General features: G+C 32.9%; 17 protein-coding genes and 17 tRNA genes. 32 read left to right on the top strand and 2 right to left on the bottom strand.

What is annotated here, in order from left to right; genetic code table 11:
• Window positions 1–17 precede the first annotated feature (17 nt).
• From ligA to gatB, 5 genes are all read left to right on the top strand, one after another.
• Entirely contained in the window at window positions 18–2,012 is a 1,995-nt protein-coding gene (gene ligA / locus CLORY_RS03815; RefSeq protein ID WP_079422184.1) for an NAD-dependent DNA ligase LigA, read from the top strand.
• Between the two features lie 40 nt (window positions 2,013–2,052).
• Window positions 2,053–2,349 (top strand): hypothetical protein, encoded by a 297-nt coding sequence (locus tag CLORY_RS03810; RefSeq protein ID WP_079422183.1) that lies wholly within the window; start codon window positions 2,053–2,055, stop codon window positions 2,347–2,349.
• An 87-nt stretch (window positions 2,350–2,436) separates the two neighbouring features.
• Window positions 2,437–2,724, top strand: a complete 288-nt coding sequence (gatC, locus tag CLORY_RS03805; RefSeq protein WP_079422182.1) for an Asp-tRNA(Asn)/Glu-tRNA(Gln) amidotransferase subunit GatC — start codon at window positions 2,437–2,439, stop codon at window positions 2,722–2,724.
• A gap of 45 nt (window positions 2,725–2,769) precedes the next feature.
• Window positions 2,770–4,227 carry an Asp-tRNA(Asn)/Glu-tRNA(Gln) amidotransferase subunit GatA gene (gene gatA, locus CLORY_RS03800; protein WP_079422181.1) on the top strand — a complete coding sequence of 486 codons (1,458 nt, stop codon included), beginning with the start codon at window positions 2,770–2,772 and terminating at the stop codon, window positions 4,225–4,227.
• Window positions 4,228–4,267: 40 nt separating this feature from the next.
• A complete protein-coding gene (gene gatB / locus CLORY_RS03795; RefSeq protein ID WP_079422180.1) occupies window positions 4,268–5,698 on the top strand; it encodes an Asp-tRNA(Asn)/Glu-tRNA(Gln) amidotransferase subunit GatB in 1,431 nt (476 codons plus the stop codon).
• A gap of 77 nt (window positions 5,699–5,775) precedes the next feature.
• Here gatB and CLORY_RS23545 read toward each other — a convergent pair whose 3' ends face one another.
• Entirely contained in the window at window positions 5,776–6,057 is a 282-nt protein-coding gene (locus CLORY_RS23545; protein WP_079422179.1) for a hypothetical protein, read from the bottom strand.
• 269 nt (window positions 6,058–6,326) lie between these two features.
• Here CLORY_RS23545 and CLORY_RS03785 point away from each other — a divergent pair, with 269 nt between their 5' ends.
• Entirely contained in the window at window positions 6,327–6,812 is a 486-nt protein-coding gene (locus CLORY_RS03785; RefSeq protein WP_079422178.1) for a hypothetical protein, read from the top strand.
• Between the two features lie 79 nt (window positions 6,813–6,891).
• Window positions 6,892–8,427 (top strand): ABC transporter substrate-binding protein, encoded by a 1,536-nt coding sequence (locus CLORY_RS03780; protein ID WP_079422177.1) that lies wholly within the window; start codon window positions 6,892–6,894, stop codon window positions 8,425–8,427.
• Between the two features lie 210 nt (window positions 8,428–8,637).
• On the opposite strand, the gene CLORY_RS03775 is transcribed toward CLORY_RS03780, so the two are convergent.
• A complete protein-coding gene (locus CLORY_RS03775; protein ID WP_079422176.1) occupies window positions 8,638–10,050 on the bottom strand; it encodes a hypothetical protein in 1,413 nt (470 codons plus the stop codon).
• A 103-nt stretch (window positions 10,051–10,153) separates the two neighbouring features.
• On the opposite strand from CLORY_RS03775, the gene CLORY_RS03770 reads away from it, so the two are divergent.
• The 25 genes from CLORY_RS03770 to CLORY_RS03650 all read left to right on the top strand — a co-directional run bounded on the left by CLORY_RS03770 (window position 10,154) and on the right by CLORY_RS03650 (window position 20,419).
• Window positions 10,154–11,128 (top strand): AIR synthase family protein, encoded by a 975-nt coding sequence (locus CLORY_RS03770; protein WP_079422175.1) that lies wholly within the window; start codon window positions 10,154–10,156, stop codon window positions 11,126–11,128.
• A gap of 22 nt (window positions 11,129–11,150) precedes the next feature.
• Entirely contained in the window at window positions 11,151–11,750 is a 600-nt protein-coding gene (locus CLORY_RS03765; RefSeq protein WP_079422174.1) for an XTP/dITP diphosphatase, read from the top strand.
• A 19-nt stretch (window positions 11,751–11,769) separates the two neighbouring features.
• Window positions 11,770–12,240: a metallophosphoesterase gene (locus CLORY_RS03760; protein WP_079422173.1), complete on the top strand. Its 471-nt coding sequence runs from the start codon at window positions 11,770–11,772 to the stop codon at window positions 12,238–12,240.
• Between the two features lie 253 nt (window positions 12,241–12,493).
• Window positions 12,494–12,569 (top strand) — tRNA-Pro (locus CLORY_RS03755).
• Window positions 12,570–12,576: 7 nt separating this feature from the next.
• A tRNA-Gly gene (locus tag CLORY_RS03750) sits at window positions 12,577–12,650 on the top strand.
• 5 nt (window positions 12,651–12,655) lie between these two features.
• Window positions 12,656–12,732 (top strand) — tRNA-Arg (locus CLORY_RS03745).
• Window positions 12,733–12,805 (top strand) — tRNA-Lys (locus CLORY_RS03740). It begins immediately after the preceding tRNA gene.
• 5 nt (window positions 12,806–12,810) lie between these two features.
• Window positions 12,811–12,886 (top strand) — tRNA-His (locus CLORY_RS03735).
• 10 nt (window positions 12,887–12,896) lie between these two features.
• Window positions 12,897–12,971: transfer RNA gene (locus CLORY_RS03730), tRNA-Gln, on the top strand.
• 5 nt (window positions 12,972–12,976) lie between these two features.
• Window positions 12,977–13,052, top strand: a tRNA-Lys gene (locus tag CLORY_RS03725).
• 24 nt (window positions 13,053–13,076) lie between these two features.
• Window positions 13,077–13,157: transfer RNA gene (locus tag CLORY_RS03720), tRNA-Leu, on the top strand.
• Window positions 13,158–13,172: 15 nt separating this feature from the next.
• Window positions 13,173–13,244, top strand: a tRNA-Gly gene (locus tag CLORY_RS03715).
• Between the two features lie 9 nt (window positions 13,245–13,253).
• Window positions 13,254–13,324: transfer RNA gene (locus CLORY_RS03710), tRNA-Gly, on the top strand.
• Between the two features lie 47 nt (window positions 13,325–13,371).
• Window positions 13,372–13,447, top strand: a tRNA-Pro gene (locus CLORY_RS03705).
• A 7-nt stretch (window positions 13,448–13,454) separates the two neighbouring features.
• Window positions 13,455–13,528 (top strand) — tRNA-Gly (locus CLORY_RS03700).
• Between the two features lie 5 nt (window positions 13,529–13,533).
• Window positions 13,534–13,610 (top strand) — tRNA-Arg (locus CLORY_RS03695).
• Window positions 13,611–13,686: transfer RNA gene (locus CLORY_RS03690), tRNA-Lys, on the top strand. It begins immediately after the preceding tRNA gene.
• A gap of 3 nt (window positions 13,687–13,689) precedes the next feature.
• Window positions 13,690–13,765: transfer RNA gene (locus tag CLORY_RS03685), tRNA-Lys, on the top strand.
• 25 nt (window positions 13,766–13,790) lie between these two features.
• Window positions 13,791–13,871 (top strand) — tRNA-Leu (locus CLORY_RS03680).
• A gap of 10 nt (window positions 13,872–13,881) precedes the next feature.
• Window positions 13,882–13,953 (top strand) — tRNA-Gly (locus CLORY_RS03675).
• A gap of 645 nt (window positions 13,954–14,598) precedes the next feature.
• Window positions 14,599–15,873, top strand: a complete 1,275-nt coding sequence (locus CLORY_RS03670; protein ID WP_079422172.1) for a radical SAM/SPASM domain-containing protein — start codon at window positions 14,599–14,601, stop codon at window positions 15,871–15,873.
• 3 nt (window positions 15,874–15,876) lie between these two features.
• Window positions 15,877–16,914, top strand: coding sequence for a radical SAM/SPASM domain-containing protein (locus CLORY_RS03665; protein WP_079422171.1), 1,038 nt, complete (start codon window positions 15,877–15,879; stop codon window positions 16,912–16,914).
• A gap of 72 nt (window positions 16,915–16,986) precedes the next feature.
• Window positions 16,987–17,166 carry a hypothetical protein gene (locus tag CLORY_RS03660; protein ID WP_079422170.1) on the top strand — a complete coding sequence of 60 codons (180 nt, stop codon included), beginning with the start codon at window positions 16,987–16,989 and terminating at the stop codon, window positions 17,164–17,166.
• Window positions 17,167–17,262: 96 nt separating this feature from the next.
• Window positions 17,263–17,928, top strand: a complete 666-nt coding sequence (locus CLORY_RS03655; RefSeq protein WP_079422169.1) for an ABC transporter ATP-binding protein — start codon at window positions 17,263–17,265, stop codon at window positions 17,926–17,928.
• 1 nt (window position 17,929) lies between these two features.
• Window positions 17,930–20,419, top strand: a complete 2,490-nt coding sequence (locus CLORY_RS03650) for an FtsX-like permease family protein (RefSeq protein ID WP_169911515.1) — start codon at window positions 17,930–17,932, stop codon at window positions 20,417–20,419.
• Window positions 20,420–20,452: the final 33 nt, after the last annotated feature.

Below are 20,452 nucleotides of genomic sequence, written 5' to 3'. Positions count from 1 at the left end.
TTTGAGGAGAGATTTATATGTCCGCAGAGCTGGATAGAATGGAAGAACTTATTAAAGAACTTAATAAATATTCTTATGAGTACTATGTGCTCAGTAATCCAACAGTGTCAGATAAAGAATATGATAAAAAATATGATGAACTTGTTGCGCTTGAAAGAAGCACCGGAGTTATCCGTCCTTATTCTCCAACGGTTAGAATAGGTGATAAGGTACTCCCTGAGTTTCAGAAATATACTCATAGAGCTAAATTATGGAGTATGGGCAAAGCTCAGAGCGTAGAAGAACTCAGAGAGTGGCACGAAAGAAATGTTAGGCTGATTGAAAACTATAATTCAACTCATGAAGATAAGCTGCCTGAGCTTACTTATGTTGTGACGAAAAAATTTGACGGATTAACGATTAACTGTACTTATGATGAAGAAGGAATAATGGTAAAAGCAGCTACAAGAGGTACTGGAGAGATCGGAGAGGATGTAACTGAGCAGGCTAGAACTATACGCCAGATTCCGCTAAAAATAAATTATCATAATGTGGTAGAGGTTCACGGTGAAACCATAATGACAAAGGAAGCATTTGAAAATTACAACAAAGACGTGCAGGTGCCTCTTAAAAATTTAAGAAACGGTGCAGCAGGAGCCTTGAGAAACCTTAATGTAAGAGAGACAGCAAGGAGAAATCTTTCAGCATTTTTCTACGATGTAGGCTACAATGAAGGCGACCCCTTTCAAAGTTATCAGGAAATGATGGAGTTTATAAGAAAAAATAACTTCCCTGTTGATGATTATATGAAGGTATGCAAAAACGTTGAAGAAATAGAGAAGGAAATCGAATATATAGGGAGTATAAGAGATAGTCTAAACTATGATATAGATGGAGTAGTAATAGTCATAGATGATATGAGAACTAGAAACTTGCTTGGATATACTGTTAAATTTCCTAAATGGGCTATCGCCTTTAAATTTGAAGCTCTTGAAGTAACTACTAAGATTTTAGAGGTAGAGTGGAATGTTGGAAGGAGCGGCAGGGTTTCTCCAACTGCACTTTTGGAACCTGTAGAGCTTGGAGGAGTAACAGTAAAGAGAGCCACTCTTAATAATATGGATGACATAAAACGTAAAGGTGTAAGGCTTGGTGCTAGAGTGCTCATAAGGAGATCGAACGATGTTATTCCTGAAATAATGGGAACAGTGGAAGAATCTAAAGACAGCGGAGAAGAAATATTACCGCCTGAATTTTGCCCTTACTGCAGCAGCAAACTGATACTTGACGGAGCACATTATTTTTGTGAAAACACTTTGTCTTGTAAACCACAGATGGTAAAGAGTATAGTCCATTTTGCCAGCAGAGAGGCTATGAATATAGAAGGCTTTAGTGAAAAAACTGCAGAACAGCTATTTGAAAAGCTGAACATAAAGGCTATATATGATTTGTATACGCTAAACAAAGAACAGCTTATTGGTCTTGATAAGTTTAAAGATAAAAAAGCCCAGAATCTGCTTGATGCTATAGAAAAGAGCAAGAATTGTGATTTGGCATCATTTATTTTTGCATTAGGTATACCTAATGTCGGCAAGAAGACTTCTAGGGATATAGTGAAAAACTTTAAAACTTTGGAGAATATAATGAAGGCTTCCGAAGAAGAACTTTTGCTGGTGGAGGATGTAGGCGAAATAGTTGCTTTAAGCATTATAAAGTTTTTTGCACAGGATAAGATAATAAAGAGTATTGAAGAACTATTAAAGCTTGGAGTAAAACCATATTATGAAGAAAGCCAAATTGTTGAAAATGCTTTTGCAGGTAAGACTGTGGTTGTTACAGGGAGTCTTAAAAATTACAGCAGAACAGAGATAAAGGAGAAACTTCAAAGTCTTGGTGCTAAGGTTGCTGGAAGCGTAAGCAAAAAGACAGATTATGTACTTGCAGGAGAAGATCCAGGATCAAAATATGATAAGGCTGTGGATCTTGGAGTAAATATTATAAACGAGCAACAGTTTGAAGATATGCTGAACTAAGTTTCTTAGGAAGCTAAAATAAGATCGGGAGGAATTTGCAGTGAAAAAGCTTATTAACTTTTTATCATGGCTTGGAGTAGTTTGCACAATTCTATCTATTATCATTACGTTATTAGCTACATACGCATGGATAAATGTATACAGTATAGGCTTTTTAAAATTAAGATGTTTCCACTCATATTCCGCTTTGCAGGCTTCTATGTTCTGTACGATGCTTTTGTGGGGAATAAGATTATATAGCAGCAATACTGGCGGCAGAAAATTTATATATATATGTATATGTATGCTCTTTGCTGTAAGTATTATATTTTTACGATTCGTAGGCGGAGTATGGTGAAAGTGCTGGTTACTATAGCAAAACGGTATAAGTAGTGGTAAAATTGTTATTGTTTATATACAAAAATTATTAGAAAGGTGTGAGATAATGGCCGTTTCAAAAAAAGATGTAGAATACGTAGCAGAATTGGCTAGATTGAATTTTTCAGAGGAAGAAAAAGAACAGTTTTGTGGAGATTTAAATAGTATTTTGACATACGTAGAGAAATTGAATGAGCTTAATACGGATGATGTTGATATAATAGTAAATCCATATTATGTTGAAAATAAATATAGAGAAGATGAAGTTGAAGCTTCCATGCCTTTAGAAGATGTAATAAGCAATGCACCTCAGAACCTTGAGGAGTATGTAGTTGTACCTAAAATTATTGAATAGAAATCATGTAAATTCATATAATCTGTAATATTTGGAGGTAGCAAAATGGATTTAAATAAGCTTAAAGCTCATGAGCTTAAAGACCTTATACATAATAAAGAAATCAAAATTTCAGAAGCTGTGGAAAGCTCTATTTCAAGAATAAAGGAAGTTGATTCTAAAGTTGGAGCAGTGTTATATACAGCAGAAGAAGAAGCTTTAGCACAAGCTAAGAAGTTAGATGAAAAGTTTGCTGCAGGCGAAAGCTTAGGTATCCTTGGCGGAGTACCTGTACTTGTTAAGGATAACATAAATGTAAAAGGAATGCAGTGTACTTGTGCATCAAAGATATTAGAAAACTACAAGGCACCATATGATGCAACTGTAAGTGTAAATCTTAAAAACAGTGATGGAGTTGTTGTTGGTAAGGCAAATATGGATGAATTTGCTATGGGATCTTCAAACGAAAACAGTGCTTATAAATTAGCAAAGAATCCATGGGACTTAGATAGAGTACCAGGAGGTTCTTCCGGTGGTTCTGCTGCAGCAGTAGCTAGTTTGGAATCACCGCTTGCATTAGGAACTGAAACTGGCGGTTCTGTTAGACAGCCAGCTTCTCTTTGTGGTGTAGTTGGGCTTAAGCCTACTTATGGAAGAATATCAAGATATGGAGTTGTAGCCTTTGGTTCTACATTGGATCAGGTAGGAACTTTCGGAAGGGATGTAGAGGATTGTGCTTTACTGACTCAGGCTATAGCTGGTGTTGATAAGAACGACTTTACAACTATAGATACTCCGGTTCAAAATTACTCAAGCAGTTTGAAGAAGGATTTGAAAGGAATCAGAATAGGAGTTCCAAAGGAATTTTTCTCAGAAGGTCTTGATGATGGAATTAGAAAAAGTGTAGAAGAGGCTGTAAAAGTTCTTAGAGCTAATGGTGCTGAAGTAAAAGAATGTTCTCTGCCATTAGCTGAGTACGCTTTAGCTGATTACTACATTATATCTAGTGCCGAGGCATCATCAAACCTGGCAAGATTTGATGGTATAAGATACGGTCATAGATCTAAGGAATTTACTGATTCAATAGATTTATATTTCTCTTCAAGAAGCGAAGGTTTTGGAAAAGAAGTCAAGAGAAGAATAATGCTTGGAACTTATGTACTTTCAGCAGGTTACTATGATGCATATTATAAGAAAGCGCTTAAGGTTAGAAGGCTTATTAAAAATGATTATGAAAAGATATTCAAGGAATTTGATGCACTTATATCACCTACATCACCTACTACAGCTTTTAAGATAGGTGAAAAGGCAGGAGATGTGCTTTCAATGTATCTTTCAGATATATATACTGTACCTGTAAATATAGCAGGTATACCAGCTATATCTGTGCCTTGCGGCATGGTTAACAATCTTCCTGTAGGTCTTCAAATTATGGGTAACTATTTTAGGGAAGATATGCTTTTCAACATAGCCTACAGTTATGAGCAATCAACGAATTGGCATAATCTGACCCCAGAGATCTAGGATGTATTAAAACTAAAATGCCAGGTAGGAGGAATTATAAATGGATTTTGAGGCTGTAATTGGATTAGAAGTTCACGTAGAACTTTCAACGAAAACAAAAATATATTGTGGATGTTCAACAGAATTTGGTGGTAAACCAAATTCACATGTTTGCCCTATATGTATGGCACTGCCAGGATCGCTTCCACAACTTAATAAGGCTGTTGTAGAATACGGCATGAAAGCGGGATTGTCATTAAATTGTTCAATAAATCAATTATGCAGAATGGACAGAAAAAATTATTTCTATCCTGATTGTCCTAAGAACTATCAGATAACTCAAGATGAAATTCCACTGTGCCATGATGGTTATATAGATATAGAAACTAGTAAAGGTATAGTTAAGAGAATAGGCGTTCAGAGGATACATATTGAAGAAGATGCAGGTAAGCTGCTTCATACTGCTGTAGGCACATTGGTAGATTATAACAGAGCAGGCGTACCTCTTATAGAAATTGTATCAAATCCGGATATGAGAACACCAGAGGAAGCTACACTTTATCTTACTAAACTTAGAAGTATACTATCTTCAATAGGAGTATCAGATTGTAAAATGGAGGAAGGTTCCTTAAGATGCGATGCTAACATTTCTGTAAGACCTAAGGGCAGTGATAAGCTTGGAGTAAGAGCAGAAATTAAGAATATGAACTCTTTTAAAGCATTGGAAAAGGCTTTAGTATATGAATTTAACAGACAGGTAACTGCAGTAGAAAAAGGTGAGAAGCTTACAGTTGAAACTAGAAGATGGAATGAGGAAAAAAGTGAAACAGCTGTAATGCGAAGTAAGGAAATGGCAAATGATTACAGATATTTCCCAGAAGGAGATCTTGTAACTATAAACATTTCTGATGAGTGGCTAAATTCAGTTAAAGCAACTATACCTGAACTTCCTCATGAAAAAGCTGAGAGGTTTATTAAAGAGTATGGAATTCCTAAATATGATGCTATGGTACTGACTTTGTCTACAGAAATGGCAGATTTCTATGATGAAGCTTCTAAGCTAAGTAAAGACCCTAAGGCTGCATCTAACTGGATGATGGGAGATGTTTCGAGACTGCTAAACGAGAATAATCTAACTGTTGCTGATCTTAAGTTTAAACCAGCAGACTTAGCAGAGCTCATTCAGCTTATCAATGCAGGCATCATTTCAAATGCCATAGGTAAACAGGTAGTTGAAGAAATGTTTAAAACAGGTAAAAGTCCTAAGGCTATCGTTGATGAAAAAGGACTTGTATTAAATAACGATGAAGATGAACTTCTTGAAATAGTTAATAAGGCACTTGATTCTAGTCCGGAATCTATAGAAAAATATAAGAGCGGAAGAGGAAGAGCTACAGGCTATATTGTTGGTCTTGTTATGAAAGAGACCAAAGGAAAGGCAAATCCTCAGCTTGTAAATAAACTTGTAAATCAGGAAATTGCTAAGAGGTAAGATAATAACATAAATAAAGCCTATATCATTCAGAAACATTTTCTGTGATATAGGCTTTATTATTTTAGTTCTATGTATTATTCATTATCTTTAATATATTCAGACTCATCGTCTGACCTTTGTTGTAAAGCTGGTACATCAGATTCATGATCTATTTCTGTTTTCTCTATAGCTATTTCATTAGCACAATTAACATTTTTAGAACCTAACAAGCTGATAGAGTGATTTATCTTTTCTAATAAATAATTTCTATATCTTAACTGGCCGAATGCTTTGTTAAAAATGACAAAGCTCCAAATCATGATTAACATCATCGTAAGCATAAATAGCACACCTAAAATTTCAAGCAGTAAAACCATCGCAATCAATCCTCCACAAACAAATGATATAAAATATTATAGCATAGGTGCGGATTATTATACAGAATGTTTTAGATTTTACTGCATCGTATAAATAAATTATCTTCTCATTTGCTAGTTAGTTGCATATAATTATATAGCAAGTTCTATATTGAATTTGCATTTATTACGTATCACTAATAGCACGTTTATTTCGGCGGAAATGACAGCTGTACAAATAAAATCCCTTTTCGTCTAACTACATAATAAAGGACTAAGGAGGGATGAGTTTGCTATCTGTTATAGGAAATAGACTTTATGAAAATTTTCGCAGTGAAGAAATAGAAAAAGCTAGACTTTATATAAAAAAATTTAAAGTAGATGCTTTTTATGAGGAAATAACTAGATGCTGTTGGGTATCGTCAGTGCAGTATGAACTATTTATTAAAAATAACAGCATGTTAGAAATAAAGCTTATTGGAAGAAATTCGAGGAGAATTCTAAAATTCCATAAAACAGGCAGGGTTTATCAGGAAGATTATGAACATTTTATACACCTACTTAAATGCAGCGGAATTAAAAAAGGAATATATATAACTACCGGTGTCTTTGATAAAAAGGTGTTTAAATATAATAAAGAAATAGCTATTCCTTTAGGAAAGAAGGTCATTCTTGAAGACGGAAATGATTTTATAAGAAGACAGCTTGGCTTTAGTGATTCGGCACAAAAGGTTTTTAAAGATAACGGAGTTAAAGTGTATAGTTATATACCTTAGGGAACACTTTATGATTAAAAAATATTTGTATTGTCAATAATTAAAAATACCTATATCTATAGAAAGAGAAGGTATTTTTATGAAAATGAAAATTATAATACTATGTTTTATTACATCAATTTTATTATGCTCATGTGTAGAACAAAGGAAATATACTGCTAGTTCAAAAAACACATATATAAAATGCTATGCTGGGAATTTACCTGATAATTTCTCACCAGTTTGTAGAATGAACTATTCAGAGTACAATGGACTATTTAATTATCTATTTGAAGGACTTGTATCCACAGATAAGGGTGGTAATGTAATATCTGCATTGTCAGATAAATGGATTGTAAGCGATAATGGCTTGGAATATGAATTTCATATAAGAAAAAATGCAAAATGGAGTGATGGAGAGGAAATAACTTCTAAAGATTTCGTAAAATTATTTAAATATTTGTTAGCTCCCCAAAGCAAAAACAACAGTATAGATGATCTGTTTAATATATATGGAGCTAAGGATTATCATGCAGGAAAGGCACCATTCAGCGATGTAGCTATAAAGGCTAGGGATAGTAAAAACCTTAAAATAAGGTTAAACAGACCTTGCAGTGCCTTTATCAAGATGCTAGCAAGTACAGACTTTTTGCTTAGGGAAGGCAGCTATGAATTAGAAAATCTGTCTTATAATTTTTCTACTATCAAATTTAGCGGACCTTTTATAATAAAAGACAGCATAAGAGAAGGTATTGTACTTGATAAGAACGGGTATTATTGGAACAAAAATAATGTCAGAAGCAATACCTTCCTTTTTATGAATAAAATTAGCTGTGAAGAGGCTCTGGCTAAATTTGAAAACGGAGATGTGGATTTGATTGTTAATCCACCTGTGAGCGAAATTGAAAGATTTATGGATAGCGGCAGTTTAATTGAAAATTCACCTGATATTATTGCCTTATCGTTTAATTTACATAAAAAATCTAACAATCTATTAGATAAAGAAACTCGAACTCAGATTATTAATAAATTAGATTTAGAAAGCATAAAAAAAAGAGCTTTAAAAAATTACAAACCAGATAATTATGAGGTTTTTAAGAGAGTATACAGTCCTAATATGCAATCGCATACTGCTCCCGGTATAAATAAAATTATGGATACACATAGTATAAGCATGTTATGTGTCAATGATGGTGTAAGTAAAAGAATAGCAGAACAAATTAGAAGTCAATTAAAGGATAAGCTTAATATGAATGTTTATATAACGTTATGTAATTATGACGATGTAAAAAAAACTATGGAAAAAGGTAATTATCAGATGCTTTTATTTAAATATCAAGTGGGATATGATAGGCAGCTAGGTATATTTGAAAACCTAACATCTCATAGTAATGAAAATTATATTGGATATAAATCTAATTCATTTGATGGTCTTATGGAAAGAGCTTTTTATTTAAATGATACAGCTAAGTTAGCAATATTTAGGAAATGTGAGGATTTGATAAAAAATTCGGAGATTTATTTTCCTATGTATTATGATACAGATGTAGTTTTGTCTAATGACTATTTATCTGGCGTTGATTATGGTTATAATGGTTATATGGATATTCAACATATTAAGGAGAATAACAGTTAAAACAGATTGTATGGATTGAATTTGTTAAATTTTTGTAAGGTAATGTAATAAAAATATTTTGTTAATATTAAGAGTTAAGGCATTAAAAATGGTCTTCTGGGGCTATTTATGCATACTCATTATTATTCGTAAATAGCCCGTGAAAGGTCATTTAGACCTTTCACCCCGGCGGAATTAGCCGACATAGGGTGTAACCATTTTTTATGAACATTATAATTCTAATTGGTTTGAATCATTACTGAAAAAATTCAGTACATATTGAATCATAAACAGCAAAGGCATATTTTTAGTACTGTCAAAGGTGTTTTTACCAGAGCTGAATATATCTTTCTTTATATTATATTGAGTGCTTTTTAAAAATATAGGAGCTAATTCACTGCTTTCAGGTGTTGGAAGGGAAGATGATCTAAAGGACGCATCCTCTATTAAATCTTCTGATTTTAGTGAATAGTTTTTATATTTTTCTACACTTTCAAGGGACGGTACATCTGGCCAGCTAAGCACTATTCCTGAATTTATTAGCTGATTTTTGTATACTCCATTTAGTGTTGAAAGGTCAGAGAGGTTGTTGCAATTTGTATATGCTATACAACTGAGTATATACATTACTATTTCAGAAGAACCATAGTCTATGTCTTTTTTATCAGAAGGAAGCAGAAAGATTGCTCTCTCATTATCATAAAGATTTAATAGATAATCAATTATTTTATCGCTGCACTGTTTGAATTTAAAAATAGAAAAATTTTTATTTGCTATTAGAAGATTTAGGTATACGAGACAAACATTATCTATATTTTCATTTTTAAAATCTGCTTCTAAATCTTTTTCTTCGTATTTTTCTATGAGCAGATCACATAAGTCTATGAGCAGCTGCTCAGAATTTTTATTTTTGCTCATATTATAAAATATGTTCATAGCAAAACATAGTCTATTGGTTTCATCAAAGGATAAATTATATATTTCATGTTTATAATTTAAGAACATATTCAAAATATCAAGAGCGAAAGCTTTGTAACTTTCTCCTTCATTTTTTTCGCAAAATGTAGAAGCTTGATAAAAGGCTGACATCAGAAGAGCCTGATCTGAATATTTAAATTTTTTTGCTTTATCTTCAAGTTCAAGAGTCCCATTGGAATTAACTGCTATTTCTTTTTTGTCAACAAACACGCCTTCATTGTTTCTAAAGTTCGATGAGTAAAATTCAAGTTGAGAAAAAGCCAACTTTTCATAAAGCTTTCCAACAGAAAACAATTTGTTGTCTATATCCTTAAAATTCTCATAATAATTGCAAAAGTCCAAAAGGCAGAGCGTCATGAAAGCGTTACTGGAAACATTAAACTCTTTTTTAAAGGTGTTTTCATCCCATCCTGTATAGTCGCTGTTACATGTGTATTTTGCATTGGCCTTTTTATATATGCATAAAAGTGGAGAATTTTTTTTAAATATGTTAATATCAAAATTAGGTATGTTTTTAAGTTTTAGATTGTTAACTGATGTACAGATTCCACATCTTGATTTTAGAACGATGTGCTTGAAGGACTCTCGTGAAAAGTAGCTCAGCTGCTTTTCAATATTTTCTTTGCTTAAAGCAGTAATTCTTAAAAAAGGTCCGATATATTTCAAAATTTCCACCACCATAAAATAATCCTTATATAATTAATATGTGTAATAAGTTAAAATAGTGCTATTATAATAATAAAAATATATAACTGAAAAGGTGAAATATATGAAGGAAGGTAAACTCAACTGGGATGACTTGACAGAAATTATAAAACATAACAAGGGCATTATAAAAGATGATGTAAGAATTCATAGCGGGCTCGGAGAGGATTGTTCAATAATAAACTTTGGCGACTATGAATGTGTTATATCTACAGATCCTATAACTGCATCTGGAAGTAATATAGGTAAACTTGCAGTAAATATAAATTGCAACGACATTGCATCCTGCGGTGTAGCACCACTTGGAATAATGGTGACAATATTAGCACCGGAAGGCTGTACTATTGAAGATATCAAGGAAGTTATGGACAGCATAGGACAAGAAGCAGCAAGGCTCAATCTGGAGGTCTTGGGAGGGCACACAGAAGTTACTTCAGCAGTAAATAGAATGATTGTTTCTTGTACAGTCATAGGCAAAACTAAAGCTAATAGAGCTGTTGCTGCATCAGGAGCTAAAGTTGGAGATGATATAATCGTCACCAAATACTTAGCTATGGAAGGTACAAACATAATAGTTAATGACAGGAGAGAAGAAGCAGAGAAATTTTTATCTAATGACGAAATAAAAGAGGCTGAAGGATTTATAGATTATATTAGTGTAATAGAAGAAGGAACAATTTGCGGAGATTTTGAGGTAAATGCTATGCATGACATAACTGAAGGAGGATTGCTTGGTGCACTCTGGGAGATGGCTAAAGCTTCTTCAGTAGGATTTAAGGTATATGAGCATAAACTTCCGATAAGAAATGTTACGAAAAAGGTGTGTGAGCACTTTAAAATAAGTCCACTAAGACTTATTTCTTCAGGAAGCATGCTAATAACTGCAGAAAACGGTGAGAAACTTGTTAAAGAATTAATGGTTGCAGGAATAAATGCATCTATTATTGGAAAGATTACCGAAGAAAAAGGGATACTATCAGGTGAAAATTCAGAGGAAGAGGTACTACCACCTGGAAGAGATGAATTGTTTAATATATAACGTACATATTGGAGGAATAATAATGAAGAACATAATAATTGCCAGCAATAATGATCATAAAGTTAAAGAAATAAAAGAGATTTTAAGGGAGCTAGACTTTAACATAGTTTCATTAAAAGAAGCAGGTATAGATATCGATGTTGAGGAGACTGGTTCTACATTTATCGAAAATTCAAGAATAAAGGCTGAGGCTATTTATAACGTACTTGGCGACAGGAAAAAGGATTATATGGTTATGGCAGATGATTCAGGACTTTCCGTTGATGTTTTAGGAGGAGCACCAGGAGTATATTCGGCAAGATATGCTGGTGAACATGGAAATTCAAAGAAAAACAATGACAAACTGCTTAGTGAGATGAAGGATAAATCTGATAGAAAGGCAAGATTTGTATGTTCTATAGTTATAATTGGGGCGAAGGATGAACCTATAGAAGTTGAAGGATATGTGGAAGGTGTTATTGCAGAACAGGAGTGTGGCCAGGATGGATTTGGATATGATCCTCTTTTCTATGTGCCTGAATTTAAAAAAACATTTGCTGAGATGACATCAGAGGAGAAAAACTCCATAAGTCACAGAGGTAATGCTCTAAAAAAAGTAAGAGAAGAATTAATGAAGTTATAATTATTTTGGAGGAGTTAAAGTGCTAATAGCTGTAGTAAGTGATACACATATGGATGGGTATTCCATGAAGAAAGTTTTAAAAAAAATAAAATCTGCCGACATGCTTATACATTTGGGAGATAATGTTAGCGATGCTAAATGGTTCGAGAAAAATTTTGGTAATAGGGTTGTTTATGTGAGGGGGAATTGTGATTATTCTCCGTCAGAACCTGCTGAAATTATTGAAGAGATATGCGGTAAAAGAATTTTTATAACTCATGGACATCATTATGGTGTAAAGTATGGAATAGAAGAACTTCAGTCTAAAGCAGAGGCAGAAAACGCTAATATAGCATTATACGGTCATACACACAGGTCAGCCGTAGATTATATAAGGGGGATATGGTATATCAATCCTGGCAGTGCGGCTATGGCTAGAGATGCTTCAGAAAGCTTTGCTATGATAGAGATAAAGGATGGTAAGGTGAATCCATGGCTTGTGGTGGTTTAATACATTTATATGAGTTGTAAATGCGTTTAAAAAAGTGTGGCATTTGCTTCACACACAATATAATTTTCCTACTTATATATACCTTTTATATGAAAGTTAAAGAATAAATTATAAAAAATAATAAAAATAGTATTGACGAATGTAACTATATCGTGTAGAATAATCTATGTCGTCAGCGACAGACATAATAAACAAGAAGTTTTCAGTATAAAGTGTCACTGATAAAAACATAAACTTGTTAATTATGATTTGTCGGGGTGTGGCGCAGATGGGAGCGCGCGTGGTTTGGGACCATGAGGTCGCAGGTTCAATCCCTGTCACCCCGACCACTGTTATGCGGGTGTAGCTCAATGGTAGAGCCCCAGCCTTCCAAGCTGGTTACGAGGGTTCGATTCCCTTCACCCGCTCCAGATATGCGTCTTTAGCTCAGTTGGATAGAGCAACGGCCTTCTAAGCCGTGGGCCAGGGGTTCAAATCCCTTAAGACGCACCAGCGATATTAGCTCAGTTGGTAGAGCACCTGACTCTTAATCAGGGTGCCCAGGGTTCGAGTCCCTGATGTCGCATTATGGTGGACGTAGTTCAGTTGGTAGAGCGCCAGATTGTGGTTCTGGTTGTCGTGGGTTCGAGCCCCATCGTCCACCCCATTATATTTGTTGGGATGTCGCCAAGCGGTAAGGCACAGGACTTTGACTCCTGTACGCGTAGGTTCGAATCCTGCCATCCCAGCCAAATACGGTTCACTAGCTCAGTTGGTAGAGCACATGACTTTTAATCATGTTGTCCGGGGTTCGATTCCCCGGTGAGCCACCATTTTTACACAAAATTTTATAACATGCAGGTATGGCGGAATTGGCAGACGCACTAGACTTAGGATCTAGCGCCTACGGCGTGGGGGTTCGACTCCCTTTACCTGCATTCAAGTATTGCTGCGCGGAAGTGACTCAATGGTAGAGTGTCACCTTGCCAAGGTGAAAGTTGCGGGTTCGAGTCCCGTCTTTCGCTTCAGTAAATGCGGGTGTAGCTCAATGGTAGAGCCCCAGCCTTCCAAGCTGGTTACGAGGGTTCGATTCCCTTCACCCGCTTGTGTAAAAGCAATAATATAATATTGATTAGTACATGCACATAATATCGGGGTGTGGCGCAGATGGGAGCGCGCGTGGTTTGGGACCATGAGGTCGCAGGTTCAATCCCTGTCACCCCGACCACTAATATGCGGGTGTAGCTCAATGGTAGAGCCCCAGCCTTCCAAGCTGGTTACGAGGGTTCGATTCCCTTCACCCGCTCCAAATATGCGTCTTTAGCTCAGTTGGATAGAGCAACGGCCTTCTAAGCCGTGGGCCAGGGGTTCAAATCCCTTAAGACGCACCAGCGATATTAGCTCAGTTGGTAGAGCACCTGACTCTTAATCAGGGTGCCCAGGGTTCGAGTCCCTGATGTCGCACCAAATGGTTCACTAGCTCAGTTGGTAGAGCACATGACTTTTAATCATGTTGTCCGGGGTTCGATTCCCCGGTGAGCCACCATTTTTACAAAATATTTTATAAACATGCAGGTATGGCGGAATTGGCAGACGCACTAGACTTAGGATCTAGCGCCTACGGCGTGGGGGTTCGACTCCCTTTACCTGCATCTTTTATATGCGGAAGTGACTCAATGGTAGAGTGTCACCTTGCCAAGGTGAAAGTTGCGGGTTCGAGTCCCGTCTTTCGCTTATATTATGAGAAATAGACAAGCTAAATAGCTTGTCTATTTTTATTTTTTCTTAACTTTCAAAGTTTTTCTATTTTGCTGTCTTACCTCCTGTTCTTTAGGAACTGTTTACTGAGCGCACTATAAAAAGATTGTAGAAAAATCACTTTAAATGCATTTTGAAAAAGGGAAGGTCGATACAAAAGAGGCCGAATAGATGTTCTTATGTATAAGGTTCTCCCTGATTCAGACACTTCTATTAATTACGATATGTTATTTAGTGTTATTATATTAAGCAACTGCAGTTACTTTATTTATGTGCATTAAATGCACATAAATAAAAAAGCATAACAATGATATAGTTAAGCTATCGCATTAAAAGAAAAAAAAATATATTTCTTTTTAATCTGTTAGGAAATTATATCACGATAATTATACAACATTTACATTTAAAGGTGAATAAGGTATTATATAGATGAAGAAAAGCGATGAAATAAAATGAAAAAGATATATAAAACGTTATTTGTTTCTTAATAGACTTAAGTTATTTGAACTTCTATGCTATAAGTTGCACTGAGAAAGAAAAGGGTTCTGTTGTGGCGGGAAGTATAAGAACTTCAAAATAATACAACTTTTAAGTATTAGATATATGGATTGGTGAGTATTTATGAGAAAATATAAGTTTTCAGAAAATATTAGAATTAATTATAAAGATAAATTTGCAATTTTAGCAAGTGAAGAGAGCAGAAGTTGGATTAAAGTGTCTAAGGAGTGCCTAGATATTTTAAAAAAATTTTTAGAGCTAGAATACAATCATGATGAAATTATTGATAGCTTTGAACAAGAACAGGATAAGCAATATTTTGGGATGTTATTGGACAAGCTATTGGAAATAAAAGTACTTAAAGATAAGGGGGATTTAAACAATAACAGAATGATGAGTTTAGATTGGTTTGTTACTAAAAGATGTAATTTGACTTGTTCACATTGTTGTGTTGACGCATTAGATTCCGTAAGACAGGATTTACTTGACACTGAAGATATGCTAAAAATTGTAGATAAGATAGCTGACATTGGACTTGAAAGCATAACGATTACAGGTGGAGAACCTTTGATAAGAAAAGATATATGGGAGATTATTTCATATTTAAGAAGCAAATTTAATGGAAAGCTTGGAATTATGACGAATAGTTTACTAATTAATAAAGATAACATTAAGCATTTGAAGAAATTTTTTGATGATATAAGTATAAGCATTGACGGAGTGGATGAAGAAAGTTGCAGCATAATTAGAGGAAACAATGTATACAGTAGAGTGATTGAAAAGATACAATATTTGAAAAGTGAAGGTGTTGAGAATATATCTGTATCTGCTATTCTTCCTAATAACCCAATAATAACTGACGAATTCGAAAAGCTAAATAAAAGGCTTGGGACTAAGCCAATGATTAGATATTTTTCTTATAGTGGTAGAGCAGCTAAAAATCACAATACTATATTAAAAAATATGAATCAATATTTAAAGAAGAGAAACATGGGTGAGAGTGATATCATAAATTGGGCGAGGTATATTCCATATAATAAGAAAGAAGTTTTACCAGGAAATTGTGGTGCATGTATTGAAAATATAACAGTAGACGTTGATGGAACTTTATACCCTTGTAATTCTCTAGTTAGCAGCAAATATGGATTGGGAAATTTATTGGAAATAGCAGATCTAAAAGAATATCTAATAGGTTTAAATGTTAATCGTAATAAGGGATACAAGAATTTAAGAAAACTAAAAAATTGTAGTAATGAGCATTGTAATAGTTGTAATGTAAAAGCTTTTTGCTGGTCGTGTCCGGCGGAATGTGAAGATTTGTTGCAAAATAAAGAATTATTTATGAAAAGATGTGAACAAGTACGAAATAAATTGACAGATGTTGTATGGGGGGAGTAATTAATGGAGTTTACTGTTTGGACAACAGATTTTTGTAATTTACATTGCAGATATTGTTATGAAGGCGAAAAGACATGTTTTGGAAATATGAATGATTATTTTCAGGACTTAACTTTAAAAAGTATTAAAAAATCAATTTCTCAGTCTGATGATAATAAACATATTATACGTTTTCATGGAGGAGAACCTTTACTGAATTTTAAGCTTATAAAAAGATTTGTGGATGATATAGAAGAGTTTAAAGGAAACTTACAAATAAAATATGAAATGACAACTAACGGAACTGTCTGGAATGAAGAAATAGATAATTTTTTTAGAAAATATAGAAAAGCTTTCGAAGGCTATATATCAATAAGTATTGATGGAGATAAAAATATTCATAACAGAAATAGAGTTTTTGGAGATGGTAATGGATCTTTTAATATTGTTATAGAAACAGCTAAAAAAATGCTTAGTATATTTAAAAATTTGAGGTGCAGAATGACCATTACACCTAATAATGTAGAGGATATGTTTGAGAATACTGTATATATTAAGAATTTAGGTTTTGAAAATATTGCATCAGCTTTTGATTTGTTCTCAAAAGAGTGGAATGAAGAGTGTATTGAAATAATACAGAATCAACAAGAAAAAATTATAGATTATTGGTATAAAAATAATCTTAAAATAGTAGTTAGTACAGTTTATGATATACAAAAGCAGAAGAGAGCAGTAGGTATATGTTCACCAAGCGTTAATTATTATCCAGATGGTTTTATTTATCCGTGTACTTTTGTAGCTGGTAGAGAAAAATTTAATATAGGTACTATAGAAAACGGAATAGATTCTGATAAGCTTCAGTGCATTAAGGACATAAGTATAAAGGATAATAGTAAGTGCATTAGATGTAACAATAAGAGGGCTTGTGAAGGAAACAGATGTAAGTTATTAAATAAAGTTACTACTGGAGACTATTATGTACCACCAACTATAGAATGTGTCTTAGAAAGAATAAAATTGAAAACAAAAAATAAATATAATGATATTCTTATTGATATGTAAAAGAATAAAACCATGTGTATGCTATAATGCAAGTTAATTGCTTTATAAAAAAAATTATAGGAGGAGGAAAATATGAGTAAATTCATAGTAAAAGAGATTTTAGAAAAAGTAGAAGGATTAGATGTAAATGGACAAGTAGCACCTGGATGTTATAAAGATTGTACTCATACATACTGGGCTAAAGCATATTCAGGAAAATCTGGTTGCTATCAGAAAGAGTATTATGATGCTATTACAAGTGGTGCTCACTAATACAGTAATTTAGTAACAAAAACATAACAATATTTTATTGTTATGTTTTTGTTAGTTAATATACTTCAGAATTTATTATATTATTGGAGGTAAAAAATGAGTGTTTTAAAAGTAGAGAACATTACAAAAAAGTTTGGTATAGGAGAGGCAACAGTAATAGCGTTAAAAGATATTAACATAGAAGTTAAAAGTGGAGAGTTTGTTGTTATACTTGGTAAGAGTGGATCTGGCAAAACCACATTGCTTCATTTAATAGCTGGATTAGAGAAACCAACCTCTGGTAATATAATTGTAGATGGAAAAAATATTTTTTCTCTGAGTGAAAATGACAGATCATTATTAAGAAAGAAAAGGATAGGATTAATATTTCAAACATTTAATCTTATACCAGTTCTTACAGTAGAGGAAAACATAGAATTGCCAACTATAAACACTAACAATAAGAATAAATCTTATACAGAGGAATTAATGAAAATTTTAAGTATAGATGATAGAAGGAACCATTTTCCAAACCAATTGTCAGGAGGACAGCAGCAGAGAGTTGCAATAGCTAGAGCTCTAATAAATAAGCCAGCGATAATACTTGCTGATGAGCCTACGGGAAACCTGGACAGTCAAACAGAGGAGGAAGTCTTAAAACTTCTTAAGGAGTCTCAGAAAAAATACCACCAAACTGTTATAATGATAACTCATAATGAGGACAATGCAAAGTATGCTGATAGAATCATAAAAATACAGGATGGACGTATTAAGGAGGCATAACATGAAATTTACAGATATAGTAAAAAGATATATATCATTTGATAAAAAAAATTCTCTTATAATTGTAATTAGTATAATTATCTGTACGGCGCTTTTTCTTTGTATGAATATTATTAATAGTGATGCAAAAAAAATACTAGTTAAACAAGCTAAGGATAGCATTGGCGGTGAACATGCTATCTACTATAATCCTACTAATGCAGAAGTGGAACGTATAAAAAATAATTCAAATATTAAACAATTAGGAAAACAGATGGTTCTTGGTAGTTCACAAGTTAATGAAACAGAAAGGCTTCTTATATTAAATGAAGACAAGAATATGAGAGAATTAGAACATAATATAAAAATAAAGAAAGGTTCATTACCAATTCATAAAAATGAAATCGCAATAAGTGACAGATACTTTAAATTAAGACATATTGAGAATCCTATAGGCAAAAATATAGAACTAAGCTATGTAAAGGAAAATTCAAATGGAGAGGTAATATATAAAGGAAAAAAATCCTTTAAAGTTATGGGGGTATTATACGATAATGCACTTTTAAAGAGACAAGCATTGAGTTGGGCATATATAGCGGAAAATGCTGCAAAAAAATATATCCCTATGAAAAATAAATATGATGGAATAGTATTAAAATTTGAGCATGAAAACAATATAAATAGACAAATTTCTAACCTTGTTAAGCAAGAACATTTAAATAAGAAAAATATTTCTCCTAATAAAGCTATAATAGGAGCTTTAGATGATGAGTCAAATATGCGGATACCGTATATAACTGTAAATATAGTAGTGGCATTGGCTACAGCATTGCTTATATATAATATATTTAATATGCTGGTTTTAGATAGGACAAAGGATTTAGGAGTTATGAGAGCATTGGGCTTTACACCTTTTGATGTAGGAAAAATAGTATTGATAGAGACTGGTATATATTCAATTATAAGTATTTTGATTGGACTTATAGCTGGTACAGTACTAGCACACTTTATAAAGAATTATGTTATAGCTGCAATATATAGCATAAATGATATAAATAATATAGCTGGAGGTAATCATGTAAATCTATACATAAAAGCCGCACTATTAAGTGGTGTAACCATATTAATCTCAATTTTAGGACCTATGATAAATGCATGTACAGTTGAACCTATAGTTGATTTAAGAAATAATAAGGAAAAGATTAATATAAAAAGTAAAACAATAGTAAGTGACTTACTTAAATGGTTATTTAATGATACTGGAAATATCGCATCAAAAAATCTACAAAGAAATAAGCAGCGCACTTTTTTAATGATGGCATCTGTAATTTTGATTGCTTTTTTATGTATTGTTGGGTACACAAAAGCCACAAGTAATTATAGCAATGATAATGGAACTAGAATATTGATACCAGGTGATTATTTAATAAGTTCTACAAGTATAAGAAATTTAAATTCAATTAAGAGTGGATATGATAAAGATGTATTAGATAAGATAAAAAAAATAGTAGGGATAACAAAAGTAAATGCATATAGGAATAAAGATATTTACGTTGAGATAAATGAAAACAAAATTAATAAAAAAAATAGCTGGTACAAAAAAAATAAAAGAATAATAAACCAAAGTGCTTTTGTTAAGCTAAAGAATAAATCAAAAATTCATATGATAAATTTTAATGGTATAGGAGTGGAAAATCCTAGTATAATAAAAAATTTAATTACTGATGGAAATAAAAATCCTGATTTGTTAATGGCAAAAGCGTATGTATATTTACAGGAATCAGCTCAAAACAGGTTTAATATAAAAATTGGTGATAAGATTAAGGTTAATAATCCATCTATTGAAAATCAAAGACAAGTTACCGTGGCTGGTTTTATTAAAGATTTACCGATGGCATCTCAACAGGTTGATTCAGATATGACAATAATTATGAGTGTAAATCTGATGAATAAAATAATGGGGAATTCAGGTTACGAGAGGTTTGATATATGGTCATCTATGTATAGTAACAAAAGTGTAATTGCAAGTGATTTAGAGGAAATCGCAAAAGAAGAAGGTGACGGCAAATTTGTTAATTACAAAAATGAGTCAGAGGAATATACAAAGGAAAATAATCAAAAAAGTATTATTATAGGATTAGTAGTTGGTATAATAGCAATATTATCTCTATTTAATTATTGTAATAGTATATTTACTAGCATAAATAATAGAAGCAGGGAGTTTGCGTTATTTAGAGGAATAGGTATAACTAAAAGAGAAATTTTTAGAATTATCACATTGGAAATAAATGTATGTGTACTTATAAGTTACATACTATCGCTTATTCCTGCGTTAATAATAAGAAGAATGATAATTTCTGATGTTTATATGGCTAGGTTATTTGATGTTGGGTTTGCCATAATACTTGCGATTATACTTCTGTCATTAGTACTTATAAGTTACATTACTTCAGCTATTTCTTTCAAGAGGATTCTAAAGGACGATTTTATAGATAAGATAAAAACACTATAATACAAATTAGTATTTGAGAGAAAAAATCTAGAA

It is taken from the genome of Clostridium oryzae (assembly GCF_002029235.1).
Lineage (GTDB): Bacteria > Bacillota > Clostridia > Clostridiales > Clostridiaceae > Clostridium_AE > Clostridium_AE oryzae.
This window is presented reverse-complemented; position numbering and strand designations above follow the sequence as displayed.

Excerpts from the sequence above, each read along its gene's own strand:
- ligA (WP_079422184.1), top strand. The coding sequence starts at position 18 with ATGTCCGCAGAGCTGGATAGAATGGAAGAACTTATTAAAGAACTTAAT.
- gatC (WP_079422182.1), top strand. The coding sequence starts at position 2,437 with ATGGCCGTTTCAAAAAAAGATGTAGAATACGTAGCAGAATTGGCTAGA.
- gatA (WP_079422181.1), top strand. The coding sequence starts at position 2,770 with ATGGATTTAAATAAGCTTAAAGCTCATGAGCTTAAAGACCTTATACAT.
- gatB (WP_079422180.1), top strand. The coding sequence starts at position 4,268 with ATGGATTTTGAGGCTGTAATTGGATTAGAAGTTCACGTAGAACTTTCA.
- CLORY_RS23545 (WP_079422179.1), bottom strand. The coding sequence starts at position 6,057 with ATGGTTTTACTGCTTGAAATTTTAGGTGTGCTATTTATGCTTACGATG.
- CLORY_RS03780 (WP_079422177.1), top strand. The coding sequence starts at position 6,892 with ATGAAAATGAAAATTATAATACTATGTTTTATTACATCAATTTTATTA.
- CLORY_RS03770 (WP_079422175.1), top strand. The coding sequence starts at position 10,154 with ATGAAGGAAGGTAAACTCAACTGGGATGACTTGACAGAAATTATAAAA.
- CLORY_RS03765 (WP_079422174.1), top strand. The coding sequence starts at position 11,151 with ATGAAGAACATAATAATTGCCAGCAATAATGATCATAAAGTTAAAGAA.
- CLORY_RS03670 (WP_079422172.1), top strand. The coding sequence starts at position 14,599 with ATGAGAAAATATAAGTTTTCAGAAAATATTAGAATTAATTATAAAGAT.
- CLORY_RS03665 (WP_079422171.1), top strand. The coding sequence starts at position 15,877 with ATGGAGTTTACTGTTTGGACAACAGATTTTTGTAATTTACATTGCAGA.
- CLORY_RS03660 (WP_079422170.1), top strand. The coding sequence starts at position 16,987 with ATGAGTAAATTCATAGTAAAAGAGATTTTAGAAAAAGTAGAAGGATTA.
- CLORY_RS03655 (WP_079422169.1), top strand. The coding sequence starts at position 17,263 with ATGAGTGTTTTAAAAGTAGAGAACATTACAAAAAAGTTTGGTATAGGA.
- CLORY_RS03650 (WP_169911515.1), top strand. The coding sequence starts at position 17,930 with ATGAAATTTACAGATATAGTAAAAAGATATATATCATTTGATAAAAAA.